A 1,580-nucleotide genomic window follows, 5' to 3' on the forward strand; every position below is an offset into this window, starting at 1 on the left:
TGAGGTGTATTCTTCCAATTCTTGATGTTAATTGAATTGATATCGAAAGATTCAAATTCTTGAGCATTAATTGAAAATGCAATACTTAGAAAAACAATTTTTAAAATCAATTTCATACTTTTCTCAAATGTGCTACAACGGCTCGAATATGGGGCGTTTGGCTTTTTAAAACTCCAACCTATCAAACCGCTATATATTTTATTAATTATACTCATTTTCAAAATTAGCACGATTCGCCAAATGACCTATATTTATTGTTGTATGCAGTGCTTTATTGTCACAGTATCTTATTTAGATGTGTTAACAAATAGTCTTTTGCTTCATCTGTGATTCTCAATTTATCTCTTTGACCATGAATCCTTTTTAATTTGGCAAAAGAGCTTTTTCTTTTGCTGGAACCTGGATAAGAATTATACCCCACATCTCTTAACATATCAAGCAATGAAATCCCATCCGCCAGATTTGTATTAATAAATCTAAAATTCTCTACATAAATGTAATATGGCCACCTTTTGAAAACCTCATTAGCCTCTTGTTGCTCTTTTGTCATTACATTCTTTCGAGTAAATTTACGAGTAATTCCATACCCATAAATTATTGGTGTTTTATCTCCATTTTTATCCCAACTACTCCTAGCAATAAAGATTAAATCTCCATTTTTATATCCTGTAGGTTTTTTGGGGAAATGTGTCCTATAGCAATCCTCATTATTTAATGCAATATTCAGCGGGGTATTGTTTTTTGTTCTTCGATGGTCAGAATATCCTTCAAATTTTATCCACGCATTGATATTGTTAGACTTAATTGATTTATTTGGAGAAAGCAATTCTTCTATTTTGTCCAGTTTTCTCTTCGGGTTCATTTCTTTTCCGAAATCAGTCGATTTTGGAAATTTCGGTTTCTCATTTTTCCCAAGAGATTTTAAGAAACTAATTTCTTCTTGAATCATCTCTTCGGTTATAAAATACTCCTCATCAATATTGATGTTTATTTCATCGAAATATGTTATTCCATGATTAACAATGCTTTTCTCATCTTTTATTAAAATATTTAATTCAATATTGGAAATCAAACCACCATCTGTAAAATTTGATGAACCCAAGATAATGGCATTATTGTCAAACACATATAACTTCGTATGAAGTTTCTTTACCGCCTTTAGTTCAAAACCTGCTTCTTTTAAAATTCTAAGCCCTTCTATGCTACTAGCACCGACAAAAAAATCATTCCTTGAAAATCTAGTTATTATTGTGGCTTTTATCTTTTTCTCTTTAATTATATTGGCTAATATTTTAGAAGTATTTATTCCAATAAATGGAGAAATTAAGTAAAACGAGCTTTTCACCTCTTCTATGAGGTTCATAATATCATCTTTGGTATTTGAAGTTATCAGCTTAATCATAATGATAATTTACATTTGGCATTCACTCGCATTGCATACAACGGTTGTGTGTATGGTTTCGTTGCGTGAAAATCCGAGAGGATTTTCCGCCGTAAACCAAAGATAATAAAAATGCGAGGATTTTCCGATAGGAAAATCAGAAGCAATGAATTATACACTTTGTTGTAAACAGTTTTTA

At 30.8% G+C, this 1,580-nt stretch carries 1 protein-coding gene; it reads right to left on the reverse strand.

The genetic code is table 11. From position 1 onward, the window contains the following. Positions 1–277 precede the first annotated feature (277 nt). Complete coding sequence (locus tag ACH5TX_RS00450; protein ID WP_439337593.1) at positions 278–1,402, reverse strand: phospholipase D family protein; 1,125 nt, start codon at positions 1,400–1,402, stop codon at positions 278–280. Positions 1,403–1,580: the final 178 nt, after the last annotated feature.

Source organism: Thalassobellus citreus (assembly GCF_044385915.1).
Classification (GTDB): domain Bacteria; phylum Bacteroidota; class Bacteroidia; order Flavobacteriales; family Flavobacteriaceae; genus Thalassobellus; species Thalassobellus citreus.